Annotated in this window: 21 protein-coding genes and 1 pseudogene; 16 read left to right on the forward strand and 6 right to left on the reverse strand. The window is 33.8% G+C overall.

Going from position 1 to position 21,065, the window contains the following annotated elements; genetic code table 11:
- Nucleotides 1-29: 29 nt before the first annotated feature.
- Nucleotides 30-158, reverse strand: coding sequence for a protein YhfH (yhfH, locus tag AC3WTA_RS13135; RefSeq protein ID WP_000567010.1), 129 nt, complete (start codon nucleotides 156-158; stop codon nucleotides 30-32).
- Nucleotides 159-338: 180 nt separating this feature from the next.
- Here yhfH and AC3WTA_RS13140 point away from each other — a divergent pair, with 180 nt between their 5' ends.
- The 12 genes and pseudogenes from AC3WTA_RS13140 to AC3WTA_RS13195 all read left to right on the forward strand — a co-directional run bounded on the left by AC3WTA_RS13140 (nucleotide 339) and on the right by AC3WTA_RS13195 (nucleotide 11,760).
- Nucleotides 339-1,073: an MBL fold metallo-hydrolase gene (locus tag AC3WTA_RS13140; protein WP_000784673.1), complete on the forward strand. Its 735-nt coding sequence runs from the start codon at nucleotides 339-341 to the stop codon at nucleotides 1,071-1,073.
- A gap of 9 nt (nucleotides 1,074-1,082) precedes the next feature.
- Nucleotides 1,083-2,072 (forward strand): lipoate--protein ligase, encoded by a 990-nt coding sequence (gene lplA / locus AC3WTA_RS13145; protein WP_000897292.1) that lies wholly within the window; start codon nucleotides 1,083-1,085, stop codon nucleotides 2,070-2,072.
- Nucleotides 2,073-2,245: 173 nt separating this feature from the next.
- Entirely contained in the window at nucleotides 2,246-2,689 is a 444-nt protein-coding gene (locus AC3WTA_RS13150; protein ID WP_000832623.1) for a hypothetical protein, read from the forward strand.
- 146 nt (nucleotides 2,690-2,835) lie between these two features.
- On the forward strand, nucleotides 2,836-4,368 hold the full coding sequence (locus AC3WTA_RS13155; protein WP_001055158.1) for a fatty acid--CoA ligase family protein: 1,533 nt from the start codon (nucleotides 2,836-2,838) through the stop codon (nucleotides 4,366-4,368).
- A 112-nt stretch (nucleotides 4,369-4,480) separates the two neighbouring features.
- Nucleotides 4,481-4,732 (forward strand): hypothetical protein, encoded by a 252-nt coding sequence (locus AC3WTA_RS13160; protein WP_000435468.1) that lies wholly within the window; start codon nucleotides 4,481-4,483, stop codon nucleotides 4,730-4,732.
- Nucleotides 4,733-4,831: 99 nt separating this feature from the next.
- Nucleotides 4,832-5,032 (forward strand): annotated as a pseudogene (locus AC3WTA_RS13165) (S-layer homology domain-containing protein); the annotation flags it as partial.
- 1,227 nt (nucleotides 5,033-6,259) lie between these two features.
- Nucleotides 6,260-6,421, forward strand: a complete 162-nt coding sequence (locus AC3WTA_RS13170) for a hypothetical protein (protein WP_000073169.1) — start codon at nucleotides 6,260-6,262, stop codon at nucleotides 6,419-6,421.
- 592 nt (nucleotides 6,422-7,013) lie between these two features.
- Nucleotides 7,014-8,819, forward strand: coding sequence for an ABC transporter ATP-binding protein (locus tag AC3WTA_RS13175; protein ID WP_000471065.1), 1,806 nt, complete (start codon nucleotides 7,014-7,016; stop codon nucleotides 8,817-8,819).
- Complete coding sequence (locus AC3WTA_RS13180; protein WP_001002420.1) at nucleotides 8,816-9,415, forward strand: MauE/DoxX family redox-associated membrane protein; 600 nt, start codon at nucleotides 8,816-8,818, stop codon at nucleotides 9,413-9,415. Before AC3WTA_RS13175 ends, AC3WTA_RS13180 begins: the two co-directional genes overlap by 4 nt.
- The gene (locus tag AC3WTA_RS13185; protein ID WP_078182907.1) at nucleotides 9,412-9,594 is read left to right on the forward strand and encodes a hypothetical protein; all 183 of its coding nucleotides are present in this window, start codon (nucleotides 9,412-9,414) and stop codon (nucleotides 9,592-9,594) included. Before AC3WTA_RS13180 ends, AC3WTA_RS13185 begins: the two co-directional genes overlap by 4 nt.
- A 281-nt stretch (nucleotides 9,595-9,875) precedes the next feature.
- Nucleotides 9,876-10,754: an ABC transporter permease subunit gene (locus AC3WTA_RS13190; RefSeq protein WP_000723894.1), complete on the forward strand. Its 879-nt coding sequence runs from the start codon at nucleotides 9,876-9,878 to the stop codon at nucleotides 10,752-10,754.
- 1 nt (nucleotide 10,755) lies between these two features.
- Nucleotides 10,756-11,760, forward strand: coding sequence for an ABC transporter permease (locus tag AC3WTA_RS13195; RefSeq protein WP_000263306.1), 1,005 nt, complete (start codon nucleotides 10,756-10,758; stop codon nucleotides 11,758-11,760).
- 489 nt (nucleotides 11,761-12,249) lie between these two features.
- Here the strand turns inward: AC3WTA_RS13195 and AC3WTA_RS13200 are convergent, their stop codons facing one another.
- A complete protein-coding gene (locus tag AC3WTA_RS13200; protein WP_000410993.1) occupies nucleotides 12,250-12,795 on the reverse strand; it encodes a TetR/AcrR family transcriptional regulator in 546 nt (181 codons plus the stop codon).
- A 168-nt stretch (nucleotides 12,796-12,963) separates the two neighbouring features.
- Here AC3WTA_RS13200 and AC3WTA_RS13205 point away from each other — a divergent pair, with 168 nt between their 5' ends.
- Together AC3WTA_RS13205 and AC3WTA_RS13210 are read left to right on the forward strand one after the other, a co-directional pair.
- On the forward strand, nucleotides 12,964-13,881 hold the full coding sequence (locus AC3WTA_RS13205) for an alpha/beta hydrolase (protein ID WP_000301562.1): 918 nt from the start codon (nucleotides 12,964-12,966) through the stop codon (nucleotides 13,879-13,881).
- A gap of 146 nt (nucleotides 13,882-14,027) precedes the next feature.
- A complete protein-coding gene (locus AC3WTA_RS13210; RefSeq protein ID WP_000787954.1) occupies nucleotides 14,028-15,134 on the forward strand; it encodes a metallophosphoesterase in 1,107 nt (368 codons plus the stop codon).
- A 138-nt stretch (nucleotides 15,135-15,272) separates the two neighbouring features.
- Here AC3WTA_RS13210 and AC3WTA_RS13215 read toward each other — a convergent pair whose 3' ends face one another.
- Complete coding sequence (locus tag AC3WTA_RS13215) at nucleotides 15,273-16,163, reverse strand: CPBP family intramembrane glutamic endopeptidase (protein WP_033657826.1); 891 nt, start codon at nucleotides 16,161-16,163, stop codon at nucleotides 15,273-15,275.
- Between the two features lie 181 nt (nucleotides 16,164-16,344).
- Nucleotides 16,345-16,698 carry a DUF5412 family protein gene (locus AC3WTA_RS13220; protein WP_001225806.1) on the reverse strand — a complete coding sequence of 118 codons (354 nt, stop codon included), beginning with the start codon at nucleotides 16,696-16,698 and terminating at the stop codon, nucleotides 16,345-16,347.
- Nucleotides 16,699-17,038: 340 nt separating this feature from the next.
- Here AC3WTA_RS13220 and AC3WTA_RS13225 point away from each other — a divergent pair, with 340 nt between their 5' ends.
- Entirely contained in the window at nucleotides 17,039-18,016 is a 978-nt protein-coding gene (locus AC3WTA_RS13225; protein ID WP_000587082.1) for an HD domain-containing protein, read from the forward strand.
- A gap of 39 nt (nucleotides 18,017-18,055) precedes the next feature.
- Here AC3WTA_RS13225 and AC3WTA_RS13230 read toward each other — a convergent pair whose 3' ends face one another.
- On the reverse strand, nucleotides 18,056-18,388 hold the full coding sequence (locus tag AC3WTA_RS13230) for a winged helix-turn-helix transcriptional regulator (protein ID WP_000432594.1): 333 nt from the start codon (nucleotides 18,386-18,388) through the stop codon (nucleotides 18,056-18,058).
- Between the two features lie 135 nt (nucleotides 18,389-18,523).
- Here AC3WTA_RS13230 and AC3WTA_RS13235 point away from each other — a divergent pair, with 135 nt between their 5' ends.
- Nucleotides 18,524-19,903: an MFS transporter gene (locus AC3WTA_RS13235; protein WP_000017201.1), complete on the forward strand. Its 1,380-nt coding sequence runs from the start codon at nucleotides 18,524-18,526 to the stop codon at nucleotides 19,901-19,903.
- 40 nt (nucleotides 19,904-19,943) lie between these two features.
- Here the strand turns inward: AC3WTA_RS13235 and AC3WTA_RS13240 are convergent, their stop codons facing one another.
- Nucleotides 19,944-21,062 (reverse strand): anti-sigma factor, encoded by a 1,119-nt coding sequence (locus tag AC3WTA_RS13240; RefSeq protein WP_000501951.1) that lies wholly within the window; start codon nucleotides 21,060-21,062, stop codon nucleotides 19,944-19,946.
- Nucleotides 21,063-21,065: the final 3 nt, after the last annotated feature.

Raw genomic sequence — 21,065 nt, forward strand, 5'->3', positions numbered from 1 at the left:
CTGCTAGGTTTTTTTATGTTCATAAACTACTATTCTTCGTGAACGCAGTCATCACATTTGTTATGGTATGCTTCGTGCTGCTCATCAATTTCTTTCCCACAGTGCGCACAAGTTTTCGTCGGTAAATTTCTGAAAAACTCCATTGGTTGATCGATCATGTCAATCCCTCCATTTCCATTTCTTACTATCATTGTATTAGTACAAAAAATAAAAGTCAACAACTGTTTTATAACAAAATTGAAAAATAATGAAAAAGTTTAGGAAATGGATTATAGTTAACAATGTAGAATGTAAGTGAAACATGCATTCCTACTCGGTTTTAGAAAGGATGGATACATATGAAAATGACTGTTGTCGGCTTTTGGGGCGGCTTTCCAGAAGCGGGAGAAGCAACGTCGGGGTATTTGTTTGAACACGATGGTTTTCGTTTACTTGTCGACTGTGGTAGTGGTGTACTAGCACAGCTTCAAAAATATATAACACCATCTGATATAGATGCAGTTGTACTGTCACACTATCATCATGATCATGTTGCAGATATTGGGGTATTGCAATATGCGAGATTAATTACGAGTGCGACAACAAGGCAACTACCGGAATTACCAATATACGGTCATACGTTTGACGAGAATGGATTCCATTCTTTAACGCATGAACCGCATACGAAAGGAATCGCGTACAATCCAGAAGAAACACTTCAAGTTGGACCGTTCTCGATTTCATTCTTAAAAACTGTTCATCCTGTTACATGTTTTGCGATGCGTATTACAGCTGGTAGTGACGCTGTAGTATATAGCGCGGATTCCAGTTATATTCCTGAATTTATTCCATTCACAAAAGATGCTGATCTTTTCATTTGTGAGTGTAATATGTATGCACATCAAGAAGCTGCAAAAGCAGGGCATATGAATAGTACAGAAGTAGCAAGTATTGCGAAAGATGCGAATGTAAAAGAACTTTTATTAACGCATTTACCACATACAGGAAACACATCTGATTTAGTAACAGAAGTAAAACAAATTTTCAGTGGCCACATTACGCTAGCACATAGTGGTTACATTTGGAACTCATGAGGTGATACGATGTTATTTATTGATAATAAAGGGATTACAGATCCTAGAATAAACTTAGCAATTGAAGAATATTGTGTGAAGAATTTAGATATTAACGAAACATATTTACTGTTCTACATTAACGAACCTTCGATTATCATTGGTAAAAACCAAAACACAGTAGAAGAAATTAATGCAGATTACGTAAAAGAACAAGGAATTCATGTCGTTCGTCGTCTATCAGGCGGAGGCGCAGTATATCATGATTTAGGAAACTTAAACTTCAGCTTTATTACGAAAGATGATGGAGACAGTTTCAGCAACTTCAAAAAATTCACAGAACCTGTAACGAAAGCGCTTGGTAAATTAGGTGTAAATGCAGAACTAAGTGGTCGTAACGACATTTTAGCTGAAGGTAGAAAAATTTCAGGTAACGCGCAGTTCTCAACGAAAGGTCGTATGTTCAGTCACGGTACGTTACTATTTGATTCTGAAATCGATCACGTCGTATCAGCGTTAAAAGTAAAAATGGATAAGATTCAATCAAAAGGCATTAAATCAATCCGTAGCCGCGTTGCGAACATTACAGAATTCTTAAACGAAAAAATGACGACAGAAGAGTTTAGACAACTTCTTCTAGAAACAATTTTCGAAGGGGAAACAGAAATTCCAACGTACGAATTAACAGAAAATGATTGGAAAGAGATCCATAAACTTTCTGAAGAACGCTACCAAAATTGGGACTGGAACTACGGAAAATCTCCGAAGTTCAACTTACAACATTCACACCGCTTCCCAGTTGGACAAGTTGACGTTCGTCTTGAAGTGAAAAAAGGAACAGTAACAGAATGTAAAATTTACGGTGATTTCTTCGGATCACTAGATGTGCATGACATTGAAGAGCGTCTAACAGGTGTACAATTTGATAAAGATGCATTCACTGTAGCTTTAGAAGGCGTAGATATCGTACGTTACTTCGGTAATATTACAACAGAAGATTTCTTACATTTATTCTTCTAAAAATAAGGGAGGCTGCCGTAACGGGCAGCCTCTTTCTTTTTGCATAAATTGTCACGTTTTGTCGGTAAGTCGATATATTTTAAAAATCGCCGATATAATTTCACTCACCATAAAATCACAGGACATTTGCTCCTCATAAAGGAATATATATATTCAAAAGGAGGCGGTTCGAAATGAAAAGGGTAATGTACGTCGTATTATTGCTTAGCTTCGTTATCGGAATGACAGCCTGTAACGATGAAACGCCCTCAAGTCGCACACTTTTATCTATTGGAAAGCCAGCGAAGGATAATGTCATATATTTTACGCACACAGATAACAGACGAAAGATAGATGATATACAAACTATGTTTCAAAATAAGAAATGGAAAAGAAATGAAACGTTTAGTACGGTGAATAAAACGCCAGATCTTGTCTTGTCGATAGATGAGGCCAATACCGGGTTACCGACATTATATGTTACATTGTTTTTTCATGAAAACGGAGCGGATGCAATCAACTTATATGGGGAGCATACGAGCTTGAATAAAGAGGAACTAGAAAAACTTAGTGAAAAGATGAGTGCATATTATCCTGAAATGATTTTAGCCTTCGTTTCATCATTTGCTAACAAATGAAATTCCCTTATCCTTCCAAAGAAAGTCAATAGGAGGTGATCGTTGTATATGCAGTTAATGGAATATCACTTGCTACTTTAATTTTCTTTTAATATAATTAATTTAGAATTTTTAAATATTCTAAATTTTATAAAGGTGGGGTTTGTGTGAATCTCGTTCAATCTTTGGCTGAAACGGCGAAAAAGAAGGGGGATAAACCGGCTTATATATTTATGGATCAGTCGGTCTCGTATGACCAATTAAACAAAATGGTCACAAGGTTTTCTAGCAATTTAGCAGAAATGGGCATTGGAAAAGGGGACAATGTCGCATTAGTTGTTGGAAACTCACCACATTTTTTGGTCGGTTTATACGGAACAATGAAAGCTGGAGCAACTGTCATTCCAGTTAATCCAATTTATACAGCAGACGAAATGCATTATATTTTACAAAATGGAGATGTAAAAACAATCATCGTACTCGACGTCCTTCTACCTGTTATACAATCTCTTACAACAAGACTTCCTTCACTTGAAAACATCATCATATGCGAAACCTCATCAGATTTTAACCATACAGAAACCGAAAAAATGAAAACGTTTACGAGAATGATAGGGGCTGGAGATTTAACTTACGAAGGCCCAGATCTAGATGAAGAAGATGTAGCGGTTATTCTATACACTTCAGGCACAACTGGAAAACCGAAAGGCGCTATGTTAACACATAAAAATTTATATAGTAATGCGAGCGATGTGGCGTCGTATTTACAATATACGGCTGATGATCGCGTCGTTGCGGCTTTGCCGATGTTCCATGTATTTTGCTTAACAGTAGCAGTAAATGCGCCGATTGTGAACGGAGCAACTATTTTAATGTTACCGAAATTTAGTCCGAAAGAAGTATTCCGTATTTGTCGCACGTACGAGCCAACGATTTTTGCTGGTGTACCGACAATGTACAATTATTTATATTTATTTGAAGAAGCAAGCGCAGAAGATGTGAAGACGCTTCGCCTTTGTATTTCAGGTGGTGCATCAATGCCTGTTGCTCTTCTGCAAAACTTTGAAAAACGTTTTGACGTAATCGTTTCAGAAGGATACGGTTTATCGGAAGCATCACCAGTTACTTGTTTTAACCCGCTAGATCGTCCGCGTAAACCAGGATCAATCGGTACAAATATTTGGCATGTAGAAAATAAAATTGTGAACGAACTTGGGGAAGAAGTACCTGTTGGCGCAGTCGGTGAATTAATTGTTCGCGGGCCTAACGTTATGAAAGGATACTATAACGCACCAGAAGATACAGCAGCGACATTGAAAGATGGTTGGCTGTATACAGGTGACTTAGCGAAAATGGATGAAGAAGGTTACTTCTATATCGTTGATCGTAAAAAAGATATCGTCCTAGTTGGCGGTTATAACGTATACCCTCGTGAAGTAGAGGAAGTATTATATACACACGAATCTGTAGCAGAAGTTGTCGTAATCGGTGTTCCTGATGAAAACTTAGGAGAAGCAGTGCGAGCTTACGTCGTTTTGAAACAAGCTCACGTAACAGAAGAGGAACTGATGCACTATTGCACGTTACATTTAGCAAAATATAAAGTGCCAATGAGTATCGAATTTTTAACAGAATTGCCGAAGAATACGACGGGTAAATTGTTAAGAAGAGCGTTAAAAGAAAAAGCGATGCAAGTTTAAAAATAGGGGCAACCATCTTTACGAAGGTGGTTGCCTTTGTATTTTTTAGAATTGGTTAAGCTATAGCCCCATATATTTAAACCGTAATATGACTAATAAGGAGGAGATATACGTGGAGCAAAAGGAATTACGTTTACGGAGAGTTCAATACCTTATTTGTGACATTATGGATGAAATGAACGCGGAAAGTGAAAAGAAAAACTTAGAAATTTTGCAGCAAGTAATTGATCATCTTTCAGGTGCGATAGGTGATTTAGTTGATCCATCAAGCTCGTATTCTATCGATTATTTAGAACGGAAAGTTCATACGGCACATTATTTACTGTTTAAAAATGAACGAAAGGCGTATTTGTGTAGGAAATGATATTTTTTGTGCGCTATTGATAATTATTATCGATAACGTGGTTGTGTTGCGTATATTCATATAAAAGTAGCTGATACATACGATGTTATTTTTAAAACTTATAAAGAGCAAACAAATGAAAATATGAAACTACCAAAAGAATTTGCTGACTTAAACAATCATTGGGGTGCGAAGTATGCCAATATTTTAATCCAAGAAAACATTTCAGTTGGAACAGATAATGGCTGGGCTCCAGATAAAGCGGTAAGCCGCGCAGAAGCAGCAAAATTTATTGCGAAGACGGATAAGTTGAAGAAATAAATGAAATAGAGTGAGAAATAAAGGCGCACAACGTTCACTTTTGTGAATGGATTGTGTGCCTTTTTTCTATTATACAAACTAAGGGGCCTTTATATATGAAACCGTGGAACTAGAAGCACCAGAGTATAAGCACGTTTCAAACGTAGACGGAGTAGCTTATGTAAGACCGTATTTTTGTTTTTGAGGGATGGATTTAATTTCTTTTCTTTCCACTATTTATTCATCGTAAATAAGATAGATATTACATCTTATTTAATGATTATCCTTATATAAAAATATTTTAGTTCGTTGTAATGAATTATGGAATAGAAAACGGGAAATTGTCGATAAAGAGTCAGAATTGCTATCTTTCCTTAAAGTCTTACATTTTTTTAATTGAGTTTCTTTCTAAAATTCATTAAATTTTTAGGTGAGAAGAAAGTAGATGTCTTTGAATTACCGAAATCATATAAGAATGAGCAAAATATCGGAGAGGTTGTTACATACATATACAAGGGAGTTAATGATGATAATAGATTTTATACTTGATTTATATATTTTTGTAATGAGTATTCTCTTTATATGGTTGGGATTTAAAATAGATACAGAGAGTTATAAAGAAAACCGAATGTTTATGTCACTTTTCAGTTTCACGGGTGTATTCCCGTTCCTTCTAACTATCAGCTATTATTTGTTTAGAATATTTATGATAGGGTTAGGAGCTATATTCTTGTATCTATTGTTTACAGGAGGGTTTGAGTACTAAAATGTGTAGATAATGCGGGCGTTGGATGTGGAAATCGTACATCAGATGGAAAATACAAGTATACATGGAATGATATAAGGGGTTAAATATGATAGATTATGAATCCTTCTATTCAAAATGAATTACAACTGTAATTTAATGCTTTTATTGATGGAAATTAACAAATGAGAAAAGAACAATTGTGAACCAGGTTCTTTTTTATAATTAATTTGCTATAAACTGAAAAAACTTGAGAAAATTTATAAATCTTTCTATTCAAAATAAATTATAACTATTTTTTGAAGAACGGCGCTGTAATTTAACGTCTTCTCTACTAGAAAAACTGGCAAACAGGAAAAGAAACAATTGTGAAATGGGTTCTTTTTATAATTAATGTGCTATAAACTAAAAAACTTGATAAAATTTTATTTATATTGAATATTCTGTCTTTTATTGTTAAAATTTGTAATGTATTACCAATAATTTGAAAAGGGGTTGTTAGTATGAGTAATGTTTTAGCAAAATTATTTGGGGTAAAAAATGAGGTTGTTGGTCCACAATATTATGAAGAAGGTTGTGACTATGATAGTTATTGTGGCACAAGAAGTCGCACACTACTTCGTCATTATGGTAACGGACGTTTTGTTGCTGTTGGTTGTTGCTAAAAGTGTAAAATTCAAAGCTAAGAATATAAAATTCTTAGCTTTGAATCCTATTAAATTAAAGATAGAAAGGCGTTTAATATGATTGTATATCTTCTATTATTTTTCATATGGTTACTTTTTCTATTAGTTCTACTTATACAAATTAGTAAGTTAAAAAAGGTGCTCGCTCTATTGCCCAAAACAAAATTTATTCAGAACAAATCAAACTCCTTAATAAAAAAAGATATTAGCAATATATTACAATTACCAAATTCCTACTCGACCCATGATGAATCTATTATCTTGTTAATGGCCGCATCATGTAAAATATGTCATGAAAAATTAAATGAAATTATTCATAAAAATAAGCACAAATCACATAACCTAATAATATATTTATATTCCGAAACCCCAGATTTATACAATCAATTTAATAATAGTATTCCGGCGCATTGTAAGATTCCGATATTTCCTTTATCTGAGATTCAAAAAAAACAATTACAAATATTTGTTTTCCCGACATTTATACGTATCAATTCTAAAGCTACTATTACTAAGTTTTCTCCAATATCTGACAATGTCCTCTAAAAGAAAAAAAGTGAGGGTTTTTTATATGTTCATTACTTACATACTAAGAACTATTAAACTAATTTGGAAACTCAATAAGATTTGGTTTTGCTTTTCTAGCATATTCATGATTATTTTAGGGATGTTACCTGTGGCTACAATATGGACTACAAAAGAACTTGTTAACAATGTATCCACCATAATTACAAGTGAAAATAAAAATTATACATTAGCTATTACTCTGCTTGTACTACAATTTTTGCTATTATTAATTGAAACTATCATTAAACAATTCCAGTATTATATTGACGAAAATATGCGCTTTAAGCTCACTAAATTTTTAACTGAAGAGATTGCTTATAAGACATTTAAAATACCGTATTCATATTTTGATAATCCTGATTTTTATAACTATACCAATCGAATAAAATCAAATACCGGTAGACGTCTACTATCACCAATTAACAATTTGTTTTTAATTGCACAATCTTTAATAACCATTTCATCTTTAATTATTTTTTTACTCTCTATTCATTGGAGTTTAGCTGTAGTTGCTAGTATTACCTTTTTTCCAGCTCTTTTCATAAAATCATATCTCGGTAAACAAGGGTTTGAACTTACAAAAAAAACCACTCCTCTCTTAAGGGAGACAAATTATATAGAGAACTTGTTAATGCAAAAAGATACGATTAAGGAAATTAGAATTTTTAACTTACATACGTACTTCATACAAAGATGGGAAAAAAAATATAATAAAAATATGAGTTATTCTTTAAATTTCTTAAAAACCAAAAGTAAAGCGGAAATATTTTTAGATTTGCTAGTAGCTCTTTCATATTGTGGTTCGGCCGGAATTATTATTTGGCTCATTAAAAAATCTGCTGTTAAAATTGGTGACTTCGTTTCTATAGGACAAGCAGTACATAGTACACAAAATGCATTACATAACATTTCAGCTAATTTGGCTCAATTATATGAGGATGTATTATATATATATGACTATTTCCATTATATCGATTCACTAGATGAGGATGAAATAAATACCGATGAACAAGTACCATTTCCTAGTGTTTTACAATATGGCATACGATTTGAAAATGTATCTTTTTCATATCCTAATAATAAAAATAAAATTTTACAAAATGTATCTTTTTCTATATTACCTAATGAAAAGATAGCAATAGTCGGTCATAATGGATCTGGAAAAACTACATTAATAAAATGCCTGCTTGGACTATATCCACTTACATCTGGAAATATATATTTTGATAATATACCTATTAACAAAATTCAATTACATTCTTTAAGAGAGCACACGACAGTAATGTTTCAAGATTTTATTCAGTACCATTTAACCATAAGAGAAAATATTGCTCTTGGTAATGTTTCCGAAATAAATAATGATGAAAAATTAAAAAATGTAGCTATGCAGTCAGGAATCCATGAAGATATCCAACTATTCCCGAATGCATACAACACTCCATTAGGGAGGTTTTTACAAGAGGGGGAAGAGCTCTCTGGAGGGCAATGGCAAAAATTAGCAATCTCTCGATCGTTATTTAAAAATGGTAATATCATGATTTTAGATGAGCCAACTGCTGCGTTAGATCCTATTTCAGAAAGAGAAATTTTTGATAAATTTGAATTACTGACCAACCAGAAAACTACAATTATGATTTCTCATAAAATGTCTGCAGCTAAATTAGCAGATAAAATTGTTGTATTAGACAATGGTGAATTAGTTGAGTTCGGCACTCATGAAGAGCTCTTCCTAAAAAAAGGGAAATACTATGAATTATACACAACCCAAGCAACTCTATATCAAAATAAACTTGATGAGGTTTTAATATGAATGAAATTATCTTAATTTTAAGGATATTAATAGGTACTCTTTTTCTATCGTCCTCTATTAGTAAACTATTACATTTTAGCAAACACGTTGTCATTGTAGGGGAATATAAAATCCTCCCCAAAAAATTCATAAAATTCTTTTCTAGGATGGAAGTAAGCTTTGCGTTAATTTGTTCCATTTCACTCATTCTAGGACTATTACAGTTTTGGGTAGGCGCTATACTTTTACTTTTATTAATTATGTATACAATAGGAATCATTGTTAATTTATATAGGAAGAGAACCAATATTTCTTGTGGATGTGGTGGAATTGTAGGAGATCATAATTTATCTTGGACTTTAGTGTTTCGCAATATTTTTTTAATAGGATTAATTATTTTCCTTATTAAAAATGAAACAGATTTTTTCAGCTTGCAATCTCTCCTTATATATGAAAAGGATATATCACTAATTTTCAATCATAATGGAATCTTCTCTATACTTTTATCAACATTCTTAGTTTTATTAATAGCAATTTTAAACTCAACATTCACAATTTATCGTAGTATGAATCATTTTTTATACCTTACAAAACAAATAAAGGAGCGAAAGATATGAACTGGACTGATTATTTACTTTGGGCTTGTATGATTATCCAAATGATTATTTTCTTTTTGTTAATTAGGTTAGTAACAGACTTCTTGAATAAATTCCAAAATCAAGTAAATATAATCGAAGTTAAAAATTCTACTAAGACAAATATAGAGATAAACAAAGAAGAGTTAATGAAAAGCTAATAAATAAAATTTTTTAACCTTTGAGTCTACATAAACTAAACTTCATATCTTGACATTTAGAAAGCAAAGTAGTTACTTAAATTTCTTTTATAGAACAGTTCACTTTAAAGGGTTCAGCGATGCAATTTGTTTATAAAAAACATTTAGCACCCCCTAATAAATAAGGAATAAAAATTTGTTCCCTTTTCCTGAATTTGTTGTAAAAACTGGTTCATTAGGCTACCATCAGTAGAGATTCTCTACTGATGGTAGCTTCACTTTATAGGAAAGGTTAGGCTAACATGAAAAAAATTTCTGCACAAACATATTTAACGATACCGTTCCACCTATTCTTATCGTTTATTATCATTATATTTATCGGCACATTACCGCACTTATTTATTGGGATGAAGATCGACTTTAACAATTACCTGCACACACTTATGGACGTCACCTCTAAATTAATAGGGGCGGATCCATTAACTTACACGAAATTTGCAAAACCCCTATTTCCTCAAATTCTAATTCAATATGGAAACACGGTTATTATCTTTTTAGCTGCTCTTTTTATTTCCGTATTAGTTTCTTTTATGACTGTTTATGCCTTGTTGCTACTCCCTGTAAAAAAAAGAGAAAGAATAAAATCATTTTTTTTACTATTAGAAGCAATTCCCGATATTTTTATTATTTTGTGTCTCCAATTACTTGTCGTTTGGATTTATAAACAGACAAACTTTTTAATCGCAAATATAGCTGGTACAAAAGACAACTCAATCTTACTATTTCCGATTATTTGCTTAAGTTTGCCAACTATTCTTATGTTTAACAAGCTACTATTGCTACGTTTTGAAAATGAATTACAAAAAGATTATACCTTGCTAGCACGCGCCAAAGGATTTGACACGTTTTATATTCTCAATCATCACGTTCTAAGAAACGTCTTTTTAAGTACTCTCTACTTCTCAAAAACAAATATTTGGTATATGTTATCTAATTTATACATTATTGAATATTTACTCAATGTTCAAGGTATTTTCACATTTTTAAAAACGTATAATACTGAATTAGAACCAGCACCTGAAATATTTTGCGTTACATTGTTTTTAATTTACATTCCTATCTTTATTGTCTTTAAGCTTTTCAATATTTTCATACCTGATGAACTGAAAGGAGAATCTTAACATGTGGGCCCATTTAAAAAGAGATAAGTATTTCATAATTTGTATATCCTTTTTGCTTCTATTAATCATAGTAAGCATCGGAAATTCCATATTCTTTGATGGGAAAGTTCGCCAAACATCTATTCTATATGATGAAAGTGGTAATGTACAAGCAGCACCATTTCCCCCTTCTTTCACTTTTCTGTTAGGTACGGATATGAAGGGATTTGATTTATTACATAGAGTAGTAGATGGAGCGAAATGGACCATTGGTATATCGCTATTGATAGCATTTCTACGAACATTTATCGGGCTAGCAATTGGATTATTCTTCGCTTTTTATGTAAGAAAAAGTTTTAAGACACTTGAAGCTCTCTTTGATTGTTTTACAGTTGTTCCAATGACCCTCATTGGTTACTTTATTCTTGATACAGTATTGCGTTTTCAAAACGGGTCTCCAGTTCCCTCTTTCTTTGAACGAGCATCCTTTGAAATCATAGTCTTAGTCATTCTCGCTTTACCCGTTCTTATATTTTATTTTGCAAAAGAGACAAAAAAGATACTGAATGAAGAATTTATAGAAGCTGCTACAATATTAGGAGGAAGCAAATTTCATCTCGCTATAAAACACATATTTCCGAATATATTTCCTATTCTAATCATTGTCATGATGCAACAATTTGTACAAACTTTAATCATTTTCTCTCATTTTGGTATTTTAGAATTATTTTTTGGTGGTACAATTCTTTTCTACGGAAATGAAGTTGAGTCAGTTAGCAATGAATGGTCAGGTTTAATTGGTCTCTATTTTCGTTCCCTCTCTGTTCAACCGTGGATTCCAATGGTTCCTATTACATTTTTCATCCTGACTATTATTACAGCACATATTATGCTACAAAGGATACAATTAGCATTTGAAAAACGACACATGAAACAAACATCTCAAGAACCAATAGAACAACTCAATACTTCTAATTTTACACAACAACTCCCCGCTAATTCATTTACACTCTATGATGACAAATAGTATTGGAGAAATATATTCCTATAGGGGAGCTTAAAACATCTTTTTTAGTAAAAAGGGATATTTATATGAAGAAAAAACTAGAGATATTGAAAAAACCTAAAAGAATTTTCATCTGAGACAGCAGAGGAAATGGATGGTGAAAATTAAATGAAAAATAAATTGTAGAAAGAAGAGCTGATATCAGCTTTTCTTTTTTATAAATATCTTATATATAAACAGTTAAGGGTGAAAATATAGTATTTGCAACGTACAAATATGATGAAAATAATGTAGGACGGATTTGTTTATGATTTAAATAATAATCATGTGCATGATATGAATCTTCGTAATGAACTTGGAGAACCAATTCAATTTGGTACTTATTATAGCCGCGGATTTGCTATGTATTTTCAGACGGACGATACGCTGTATTCTGTTGATGCAATTAATATGTGAGGTAATAAATATAAAAAGTGCACCCAACAATCTGGGTGCACTTTTTCATAACCGTTATATATTCCTCCTCATCAATTCCCCAACCTGCGTCGCAACATACTCAACATCATTATCAATCTCATCCAATACGTAAGATTCCAAAATGCCCATGACAGCTGTTCCTAAAAACTTTAAGACGATGTGTGTATCAATGTTTTTATTTACTGACGTATTTGTGTTTAATTTTTTCTCTAGTTCACCCATGATGAACGTTAGGAACTTTTTCTGAAATGATAATGTGCTGTTGCTTCTAAATAGCGCTGCGAAAAATGGTTTGTGTTCTTTGAAGTATTCAAACCATATGACAGTTCCTTCTATATAGCCTTTTGTTTGTTTTATATCGCATATTTCTCTTAATTGATTTAAATGGTCGTCCACAATTTTATCTAATAAATTGTATTTATCTAGGTAGTGTAGGTAGAAAGTTTTTCTTCCGATGTTCGCTTTTTCGGTAATGTTTTTTACAGTAATTTCATCAAAGCCATCTTCAATTAACATTTCGATAAATGCGGATTGAATGGCGTTTTGTGATTTTATAATTCTTCTATCGATTTTCTCCATATGATGTTCCTCCGTTATTGATACACATATTTCGTTATGTGTGTATTATCACCCAAATGCGTAAATGTGGTCATTGAAACAAGTGGTTACTCGCTTTATTATAAATATACACGTGAGTATTAACTCTCACAAGTGTAAATTAAAAGTAAAGTAAGGGTGGTTTTATATATGGCAGTTACGAAGAGAAATGTTCATTTTTATGCAAGAGGATTAAGAGTTGCAGGCATTTTAAATATTTCTGTAGGTGCTGAGGAAAAGAAACAAAATGCAGCGATTGTTTGTGTGCATCCAGGTAGTAGCTGTAAAGATCAAACAGCAGGATTATATGCGGAGAAATTAGCAGAACGAGGTTATGTTACGCTTGCGTTTGATGCATCGTATCAAGGTGAAAGTGAAGGGGCACCGAGATATATGGAAGAACCAGCTGCGCGCGTTGAAGATATTCGCTCAGCAGTGGATTATGTAACTACTCTCCCTTATGTAGATGAAGAACGCATCGGTGTGTTAGGGGTTTGTGCAGGCGGTGGTTATGCGGTAAATGCCGCAATGACAGAGCGCCGTATTAAAGCAGTTGGCACAGTTGTTGGTGCAAATATTGGGCGATTAAACCGTGAAGCTGATCCGATTGGGGTGTTAGAGGCGATTGGTAAACAACGTACTGCTGAAGCGCGCGGAGCAGAGGCAATGATTACAAACTGGATTCCTAAAAATCAGGAGGAATTAAAGGCAGCAAGTATGACGGATATAGATATTGTAGAAGCAGTTGAGTACTATACAACACCGCGAGGGCAAAGTGTTAACTCTCCAAATAAGTTAAATTTTACGAGCATGGGATCGGTAATTGGTTTTGATGCGTTCCATTTAGCAGATACATTATTAACACAGCCGTTACAAATTATTGTCGGCAGCAAGCAAGGCGCATTCGGTTCTTATAAAGATGGTCATGAGTTGTATGAGAAAGCAGCTTCAGAGAAAAAAGATTTACTTGTTGTGAAAGGTGCGAGTCATTACGATTTATACGACCAACCAGAACCAGTAAAAATTGCAGTTGAAAAATTAACAAGTTTCTATAACGAAAATCTGTAAAAGTAATTTTGTTTTGAATTGCACCTCTAATTGCTAGATTTGCATCTAGCAGTTAGAGGTTTTTATTGTAAAGATTGCTGTGCTTAATATTTACGTTAAACGTGCATAACAAGATATAATAGAAGAAATTAAGAAGGAGGCTATCTGTGAAGAATTTTCGTTATTTCAATATATTTACTATTTTAATTGTATACACACTACTCATGTTTTACATCGGCTGGAACGGTTGGGTTTGGCTCAGTGCGGTGTTTGGCTGGGAATCTTGGGGATATTACGCTTTCGTAGTCGGTTTTATTTCATATGCGTACATTCTCGTGCAAGTGTTTAAGTTTTTGCCATTTCTACGAACAATAGGTTCAATTTGGTTTGCGGTCATACAATACGCGCTTATGTTGTTGCCACTTGCGGATATTACAGTTTTCCTTCTACAGTTTTCAATGGAGAAAGAGACGGCAATTATTTGGACAGGAACGGCCGTGTTACTTGCGTTCATCTTCATTTTTGCATATGGGGTATTCAACGCATATAGCCCAGTAGTTAGAAAGTACGAGGTGCACATACCGAAAAAAGTAAAGGGACGTAAAAGCTTACGCATTGCGATGGCTTCGGATATGCATTTCGGTAAATTATCTGGCGTTTCGCATTTGAAAAGACTTGTCCGTCATGTAAATGAGATGGAGCCTGATATTATTTTACTGCCAGGAGATATTATCGATGATCATCCAGGTGTGTTCATTCAAAAAAATATGGGGCCAATTATGAAACAAATGAAGGCTCCATTAGGCGTATATGGTGTGTTAGGAAACCACGAATATTACGGACGAGCGGTTCCGGAATTTTTACAAGAGATGGATAAGATTGATATTCGTATTCTTTTAGATGAAGTGATTACAATTGAAGATCATTTTTATATCGTTGGAAGAAGAGATAAAACAGAGCGAGATCGCCAAAGTTTTGAAAGTTTAATGAGTACGGTAGATAAATCCATGCCAGTTATCGCAATGGATCACCAACCATTTGAGTTGAAACAAGCAGCGGATGCTGGCGTCGATTTACTATTATCCGGTCACACGCACCGCGGACAAATGGCGCCGAATCATATTGTAACGAGAAGAATGTACGAATTAGACTGGGGATACGCACAAAAAGGTGCATTCCACGCGATTGTTTCTTCTGGTTTCGGATTCTGGGGACCACCGCTTCGACTTGGAAGTAGATCTGAGATTGTGCAGGTGGAAGTTACGTTTGAATAGTGTTATAAAATTTTATTTAGAAGTAGAATCACACACGCATTAAGCTGAAAATTTCATCCGTTACTAGGATTTGAATTGGAAAAAAGGATTATACATGACTAATATGTATAATCCTTTTTTGTTTCGCAATCGCGCCCGTTACGTGAATAAAATTTCAATTAGTTGTAGTGGATGTGCATTAATTAGTCCATGGACAATAATAATTGCCCATACTTTACGATAACGTGCCCACAAATATCCGAGGAATAGACCTACGATACCATGGTTCACAATAACCGTAGCGGTATCAATATCCCAATGACCAGAGCCGTGTAATGCGATATGCCAGCTCGCCCATAACAATGATGTAAGAAGGATAGCCGGCCAAGTACCTAGTAATAATTCCAAACGTGTTTGCAACCAAACCCTATAAAAAAACTCTTCAAGTACACTATTTATAAGAAATCCTACAAGTAAAATTAATATTAATACCGTGGGTTCCATTCTAGCTGAAACAAAAGGTGTAGAGAATGTAGAAAAGAAGTTGAAGTAACCCCAGATTATAATGACAATAAGTGGTGTAAAACGATACCATCTATTATTCTCTATTGCTTTTACAGATTTTGGTCGTTCTTTTTTGGAGTTACTTTTATAAAACAAAAGAAGCATAAATGGGGTGAATAATAATAAAATAATTTTAAATATCATAAACCAAAATTGTAATGCCATCCCTTCAAAGTTCGTGGTGAGAAGACTAATTGTGAAGAGGGATCCGCTCAAGAACAAGACAATAGCTTGAATCATGATGCGCTTTGGTTCAAACTGTTGAAGAGGATTATAGTTTTTATGATGAAACGGTAAGAAACGGATAAGGAGTATACCGATCATAACAGGGACCCACTTGTGCCAAAAAGGCATCGTGCCCTTATGATCCCCACTATAACGAATATTTGTTTCGCCAATCCATATAAGCCAAAAGGATGAAAGTAAAATGACAAGTACACATAATCCACCAATTAACTTCCCCATTTTTGGAAAATAACTGTCCATAGATTCCCAACCTTTCGTACTATAACTGTAAACTGCTTTACCTTTAACTCCGGCCATTTCCTTACATCTATCAGTATTTAGGCAATATGATTAAATAGATTTGAATATTTTTCAAGGAAGTAATTTTATAAAGCATTGTACGTTAAAAAACGCTTCTCTAGTATTGAGTACGATTGTAAAACTAGTTTTTTCTAAAATCATACGTGTCCGTCTCTACATGTAATTTATGTTTATTAATCATCACTGTATGATCGTCTAACCATTGTACAGTTGCATCTTCTTCACGATAATTCCAGTATATATTTTTCGTGTTCATAAATTTTTTATTATTTGCTACAAGCTCTCCTCTTATAGCAAAGCTAGTCGTTGCGCCGCCATTATGCCTGTATATATGTAAAGTATACGTTTTATTTGGTGAGTGGATAGATTGAATCTTTTCACCACCTGAGAGCCCAGATAAAGTGAAGAATTTCCAATATCCTAAACTAATTAATACAATAATGATGAATAGAATGGTGAAGAAAATTTTTCTCATGTTTCCCCTCTTTCCCTTAATAGCTATACCTGTATTAAATCAAAATAGAATAAAACTGGCAATGTTATCCTTTTTCTTGCCGGAATATGTACGTTTTTATTTCTAGCGTCCTGTTCACGATTTGGAATGAAAGTCCCCATATTTTTCAATAAAAAAAGGCTCCATATAAGGAGCACTCAATAAAAAATGAATTAAAAGAAATAACAGAAATAACAGACATGTATAATATACAACATTAAAAACTAGATATCAATATATTTAGATTTAATAATTATATTGATGTTGATTTCATAAAAGAGGTACGATTATAAGACTCGGCTGAAATAAAGGGGGATTATAAGTGATCATATCAGATGTACTATACGGAGAATTTAAAGTGGGTCAAGTAGTAAAAGAATTAATTTTAAGCAAGCCTGTGCAAAGGCTGAAAGGCATTCATCAAAACGGTGCAAGTTATTTAATGAATGAGAAATGGAATGTAACGCGCTTTGATCATTCAGTTGGCGTTATGTTGTTAGTGAAGAAACTAGGTGGTTCAGTAGAAGAGCAAATTGCAGGTTTACTGCATGACGTATCACATACTGCTTTTTCACACGTGATTGATTACGTTTTTCATAATGAGGGTGAAAGTTATCATGAAGAGATATTTAGTTCCGTCGTGAAAAACTCAGAAATTCCAGCGATTCTTTCAAAGTATGGTTATAACTATGAGGACATTTTATTAGATGATTCGAAGTGGACGTTACTGGAAAGATCAGCACCAGAATTATGCGCAGACAGAGTGGATTATACGTTACGAGATATGTATACATACGGATATATTTCTTTAGAAGAGGTTCATAGATTTTTAGCGGATATTATCGCAGTAGATGGGAAAATGGTCCTTCAAAATATCGAAATAGCCGAATGGTTTGCAGAAACATATTACAAAGAAGTAATCGATTTCTTTATGAAACCAATGAATATTTACGGAAATGATATGTTAGCGAAAACGTTAAAGTTAGCTCTTCATAAAACGATTATTCATGCAGATGATTTTCTTCTTGAAGATGATGCGCTTATTTCGAAATTACAGCAATGTAGTGATCCAGAAGTACATGCTTTATTAAGCAAAGTTCATCCGAATGTAAAAGTAAAAGAAGATAGAAACAATTATGATTTGTATCAGAAAAATAAAGTGCGTCTCATTGATCCGCCGTTACTTCATGAAGGTAAAGTTGTTTCATCGTCTGTCGTATCAGAAAACATAAAACGGATGAGCGAGGTCGCTTATGAAAAAGCGGTGAGAGGGATGTATGTGAAGGTGATTTCGGATTAACAGAAAGAAGGTATCATCACATAAGATGATACCTTCTTTTTATTCATCTAATATTTTCCACGCATTTCCCCAGTCCTTCATCGCGTCAAAAATAGGACGGAGTGTTTCCCCTTTTTTTGTTAGTGAATATTCCACGTGAGGTGGCATAGTTGAATAGATTGTTCTCTTTATAATATTTTCTTGTTCAAGTTCTTTTAAGCGAAGAGAGAGTGTGCGTGGGCTAATGCCACTTAGACGCCTTTCAAGCTCAGCAAAACGTTTAGGACTATAAAATAAATCTCTTAAAATTAAGAAAGTCCACTTTCCACCTATTACAGACATTGTTTTTTCAATGGGGCATTTTAATAAAATCTCTTCATTTACATTTTCCATATAAACACTCCTTACTATATAAAAGTATAGGTACTATATAAAAAATCAGTACTTTTATAAATGAAGTACTTTCTTTATTATAGTTCTAAAGGAATATATAGGTAAATTACTAATTTTTGAGAGGGGAGTTAGCAAGTGAGTGGGGTGGCTAGTAGAAATTTAGATGTTCAAACAAAAGAGAAATCTGGTATCGTCATTTTAATAACTTTGGCACTCGGTTTTATTATGGCTACGTTAGATGTGACAGTAGTAAATGTTGCGGTGGTGAATATTCAAGAAACATTAGGAATGACATTATATAGTTCAACATGGATTGTTGACGGATATATTTTATCTTTTGCGGTATTATTACTCGCTGGAGGGGCATTGGCTAACCAATATGGAGCAAAAAATATGTATATGGTTGGTTTAATCATTTTTGTATTCGCCTCTCTTTTATGTACGATTGCCACAAATGGGAACACTCTTATTATCGGCCGGGTACTTCAAGGCGTTGGAGCGGCTTTATTTATGCCAAGTTCACTTAGCTTATTAGTAGTATCATTTCCAGATGAAAAGAAGAGAGCTAAAATGTTTGGGATATGGTCGGCAATTGTCTCTATCGCCTCTGGTACAGGTCCTTTTATTGGTGGTCTTTTAGTAAATACATTTGGTTGGCGGAGCATTTTTATTATAAACCTTCCAATTGGGGTTATTGGTGTTCTAATGGCCTTTGTAATTATTCCCAATGTATTACCGAAAAAGGAGAAAATAAATATAGCGAATCATTTAATCGGTATAATTGCAATAACATTGTTGGCGTTTACTCTAATTGAAGGGCCAAGTTACGGATGGTCCTCGTTTCAAATTTTAGGAGGGGTAGTGGGGACGGTATTAACTACTATTCTCTTTGTTTATGCAGAACGAAAATCAAAAAACTCGGTTATACCAAGAGTATTGTTCCAAAACAAGACATTTACCTCGGCGAATATAGTTGGATTTCTAATAAACTTTGCGTTATTTGGTGGCATATTTATGTTTGGACTCTTTTTGCAAAAAGCATATGGAGCAAGCACGTTTGTAGCAGGATTACAACTATTGCCGATGATGAGCGTATTTGTTATTGGGAATGTATTATTTGCAAAAATGGTGACTAAGTTTAGCTCAAAATCGTTATTATTCATAGCGTTATTTATAGCTAGTATAGGATCTTTATTATTAATGCTTTTAGTAAATAATGTGAGTTATATAGGAATTGCATTCATATACAGTATTGTTAATCTTGGAATCGGTATAGCAGTGCCTGCCATGACTACAATCGTAATGAAATCTGCCGGTCGTGAAAATGGAAATATGGCTGGGGCAACTTTAAATGTAAATCGTCAAATTGGTGCATTAGTCGGTATAGCAATTATGGGAATCATTTTAAATGAATCATCGAATTGGTACAGAGGGGCAAGCTATAGTTTTTTAGTAATGGGGATCGCCTATTTATGTGCAACAATGTTAGTTTGGAAGTTTGTGGAGAGGAAATAAAAAAGTAGAGCATCACCCCTAGATGCTTTACTTTTTCACATCACTGATCAAACCAATTCCAAACCTCAATATCTCCAAGAGTCGCATAACGCACATTCGGTGAGTTTTGTAATTTTAATAACTCTTTTGACGGGCCAGTAATGACAATGCCGTATACTTTGACACCGTTATCTTTTACATACTGATAGCGCTTATCTAAGTTCAGATCTTTTTCAGGAGTCCAAGTAGTTTTACTTACAGTTTTTTTATGCTCAGAAAGAATGCGCATCATTTCGATTACTTCATCTTCTTTTGTCTTCGGTCGTTCTGTTTCACTATCAGGGAGGTTTATATGTTCTGGAAATCCGATAACCTCTCCGCCATGTAGGATGAAATCTTCCTCATCTATTCTCTCTTGTCCTGTGTCTAAAGCGTACCATACAGGAGTTGGTGGCATTTCTTGTGCTTCAAATATGCTATATAGTATGGATTCTAGTTCTTTTAACGTATATGGTTTGTCAAAAGAAATTGCTACTTCTGCAACGGTTCCTTCATGTACTTTTGTAAGTGTATCCCAAACTTTTTTAGACGATTTTTTTAAGTGATCACCTTGTTTTATTTTTGGATGAACAAAATAAAGATTAGAGTAATTCAATTTGTTTGCCCAAGATTTATTTGTAACAGTTACAGAAGATAAGAAGCTTTTCGTTGTTACTGTACCGAATTGAACTTCTTTTTTGCCGACAGTTTTAACTAAATTCATTTCATTTTCTGTACGAAAAAAGGGTTTTATTTTTGTACTGCCTCCAGTGGAACGACTATTTGGCATGGTTGCTTCTAGTGCGAGTGCTGGAATCTCATCTACTTCAGCTAATTTTTTCATATTATAGAAATAAAAAGAAGATGAAAAATGATCAACAAAATAGATTGCTATACAAACAGCGAGGACAAAACTAACGGTTTGCCAACGCTGTTTCCATTTTATTTTCCAAAACGGGACTTTAAGATTTTGTGGTAGTAGTCTTTTCTTTATTGGTTCACTTTTTGAAAGCAACTCATCTAAGTAAGCATCACACTCTTCACATGTCTCAATATGACTTTCTAACTGCTCTTGTTCATCATGCGTGAGCGTTCCGTTTTCGTACTTCTCCCATAGTTTTTTAAACTTTGTACAACCCATCCT

The sequence above is a fragment of the Bacillus sp. EB106-07-01-XG149 genome (genome assembly GCF_058791555.1).

Coding starts and splice junctions, on each gene's coding strand:
- yhfH (WP_000567010.1), bottom strand. CDS start 158: ATGATCGATCAACCAATGGAGTTTTTCAGAAATTTACCGACGAAAACT.
- AC3WTA_RS13140 (WP_000784673.1), top strand. CDS start 339: ATGAAAATGACTGTTGTCGGCTTTTGGGGCGGCTTTCCAGAAGCGGGA.
- lplA (WP_000897292.1), top strand. CDS start 1,083: ATGTTATTTATTGATAATAAAGGGATTACAGATCCTAGAATAAACTTA.
- AC3WTA_RS13150 (WP_000832623.1), top strand. CDS start 2,246: ATGAAAAGGGTAATGTACGTCGTATTATTGCTTAGCTTCGTTATCGGA.
- AC3WTA_RS13170 (WP_000073169.1), top strand. CDS start 6,260: ATGAGTAATGTTTTAGCAAAATTATTTGGGGTAAAAAATGAGGTTGTT.
- AC3WTA_RS13175 (WP_000471065.1), top strand. CDS start 7,014: ATGTTCATTACTTACATACTAAGAACTATTAAACTAATTTGGAAACTC.
- AC3WTA_RS13180 (WP_001002420.1), top strand. CDS start 8,816: ATGAATGAAATTATCTTAATTTTAAGGATATTAATAGGTACTCTTTTT.
- AC3WTA_RS13185 (WP_078182907.1), top strand. CDS start 9,412: ATGAACTGGACTGATTATTTACTTTGGGCTTGTATGATTATCCAAATG.
- AC3WTA_RS13190 (WP_000723894.1), top strand. CDS start 9,876: ATGAAAAAAATTTCTGCACAAACATATTTAACGATACCGTTCCACCTA.
- AC3WTA_RS13195 (WP_000263306.1), top strand. CDS start 10,756: ATGTGGGCCCATTTAAAAAGAGATAAGTATTTCATAATTTGTATATCC.
- AC3WTA_RS13200 (WP_000410993.1), bottom strand. CDS start 12,795: ATGGAGAAAATCGATAGAAGAATTATAAAATCACAAAACGCCATTCAA.
- AC3WTA_RS13205 (WP_000301562.1), top strand. CDS start 12,964: ATGGCAGTTACGAAGAGAAATGTTCATTTTTATGCAAGAGGATTAAGA.
- AC3WTA_RS13215 (WP_033657826.1), bottom strand. CDS start 16,163: ATGGACAGTTATTTTCCAAAAATGGGGAAGTTAATTGGTGGATTATGT.
- AC3WTA_RS13220 (WP_001225806.1), bottom strand. CDS start 16,698: ATGAGAAAAATTTTCTTCACCATTCTATTCATCATTATTGTATTAATT.
- AC3WTA_RS13230 (WP_000432594.1), bottom strand. CDS start 18,388: ATGGAAAATGTAAATGAAGAGATTTTATTAAAATGCCCCATTGAAAAA.
- AC3WTA_RS13240 (WP_000501951.1), bottom strand. CDS start 21,062: ATGGGTTGTACAAAGTTTAAAAAACTATGGGAGAAGTACGAAAACGGA.